The organism is Staphylococcus pasteuri, assembly GCF_030547725.1.
Classification (GTDB): Bacteria; Bacillota; Bacilli; order Staphylococcales; family Staphylococcaceae; genus Staphylococcus; species Staphylococcus pasteuri.
Genome location: NZ_JAUOQO010001134.1, coordinates 1 through 229, shown reverse-complemented (window position 1 = coordinate 229; position 229 = coordinate 1). Strand labels below are relative to the sequence as shown.

The following is a 229-nucleotide window of genomic DNA, read 5'->3' as shown; positions in this document are numbered from 1 at the left end:
GACCGGCGTCGTGCTCGCGACGTTGCTCGGCATGGCGTTCGGCGATGCGTCCTGGGTGGTCCTCGTTGCGGTCACGGCGGCGCTCGTCCTGTCGTGGGCGTTGCGGCTGACGACGGGCTCGGCCAACCAGATCGCGATCAGCGCGCTGCTCGTCCTCGCCCTGGGTGCGTCCACCCCTGACTACGCCTTCTTCCGGGTCATCGAGACGGGGATCGGCGCCGTCATCGGC

General features: G+C 70.3%; 1 protein-coding gene. It reads left to right on the top strand.

Translation table 11 applies throughout. The features are described 5' to 3' along the window. On the top strand, nucleotides 1-229 hold a 229-nt coding region (locus Q4528_RS16660), incomplete at both ends, for an aromatic acid exporter family protein (RefSeq protein WP_303522921.1).